1 protein-coding gene is annotated in these 1,683 nt (G+C 40.6%); it reads left to right on the forward strand.

Going from position 1 to position 1,683, the window contains the following annotated elements:
- Window positions 1–246 precede the first annotated feature (246 nt).
- The gene (locus BV214_RS16570; RefSeq protein ID WP_086478609.1) at window positions 247–1,557 is read left to right on the forward strand and encodes a capsule assembly Wzi family protein; all 1,311 of its coding nucleotides are present in this window, start codon (window positions 247–249) and stop codon (window positions 1,555–1,557) included.
- The last annotated feature ends 126 nt before the right edge of the window (window positions 1,558–1,683 follow it).

A 1,683-nucleotide genomic window follows, 5' to 3' on the forward strand; every position in this document is an offset into this window, starting at 1 on the left:
TAGCACAGCACTTATAAAATTCACCTATTATTACATTATCCCATCGGTACATTTCCACATTAATCCCCCCATTTCCAAATTTTCAAATTAACAAATCTCCAAATTAAACCATTGCTACATTTCCACATTGCTCAATTGCTACATTAATCATTGGTACATTGTCTTCATTTTCCCGTTGAAATACCAAAAAGTTCTATAAATTGCACGATTTTAATTTTTAACATTAAAGCACCCCAATCTCTTATCATGTTTAGAAAATTAGGATTTCTTCTTTTAGGTACCCTACTCCACTTAAATATCTACGCTCAGAATCATTTTATCACCGATGTTGGGCTACTACTTTTACTCCAAGAAAAGGATAACTCGTTTTGGTCCCATAGCAACACCAATGGGCTGATTCACCCCAGTACGCGACTCCTAGGTACTATTGGTTCTGAATACTCCAACTATGTTGGGGAGTACGGGAGACTCGTAATAGGTGGAAGTGCATTCTATGCGGTTAACAAGAACCATCCAGATGGGATAGCTCTAGACCAATATTATGGAATGTACGAGCTTCATAACCTTAAGCTTACCCTAGGAGCTAAACGACGCCAGGAAAAACTAATGGGACTCTCCAGCGTTGGGGGCGATATCCTGTGGAGCAATAATGCCCGTGCAATACCAGGAATCGAATTCGCTTCTTTTGAACCTATTGAGCTTTCAGAGTTTATTAGTATCGAAGGGGCCTTTGGACATTACCTGCTGAATGACGACCGAGCCATAGACCATGCGAAACTTCATTACAAACAATTGACCTTTAATTTTAAACCCTACCAAAGATCCACTCTTTCCCTTGGTTTACACCATTATGCACAGTGGGGAGGTGCATCGCAACCGAATAGTGTAAGGGATTTGGCAAAAGTGGTTTTTGGTGCCACAGGAAGCACTAGGGCAAACCAAATGGGTTCTTACCATATCGATTATAAATATGAGTTTAGAAACAGGGATCAACTACACCTTTACCATCAATCCATTTTTGAAAACCGATCGGGGATTAAATTAAAGAACTTCCCTGATGGGGTATGGGGCGCCTTTTGGTCTACCTCAGAAGATAGTTTTATAAAAGGTTTTCTCTATGAATACCAACACCTACAAAGTCCTAGCAATTATTTTAATAATACCTACTACCCTTCTGGTTATACCTATTTTGGGGAGGTTATAGGGATCCCATTCATCACCCCAGACCGTAACGGGACAGGGATTGTCAATAACACCTACAGGGCGCACCATATAGGCGCGGCGGGCCGTATATTCAATTTAGACTATAGAGCCAAGGCTAGTTATGTAATAAATGAAGGTATTGACGGCTCCTGGGATCCATCTCACAATAACCTATATACCTATGGAGACCTAACCTATCGGCATTCCGAAAGAAGTACCTTCTTCCTTAGCCTTGGTGCCGATCTAAAAAGCGCTCTCAGAGACCGAATCACCCTAGGGCTTGGCTATCGCTACCGATTTGGAAGACTCCCGCGTTATATCTATGCAAATTGTTCCCCGTATCGTGGACGGTAAGCAATTTATTCAATAAACAGTAAACAATAAGCAATTGGCTCAGTATTCAGTAAACGGTGGTCAGTTTTATTCAATTAATAATAATCAATTAGCAATAAACAATTGTGTACGTCCCTGATATAGGTT

It is taken from the genome of Arenibacter amylolyticus, from assembly GCF_002150785.1.
Classification (GTDB): Bacteria; Bacteroidota; Bacteroidia; order Flavobacteriales; family Flavobacteriaceae; genus Arenibacter; species Arenibacter amylolyticus.

What these genes read in the sequence shown, in the direction of transcription:
- BV214_RS16570 (WP_086478609.1), top strand. Translation starts at nt 247, where the DNA reads ATGTTTAGAAAATTAGGATTTCTTCTTTTAGGTACCCTACTCCACTTA.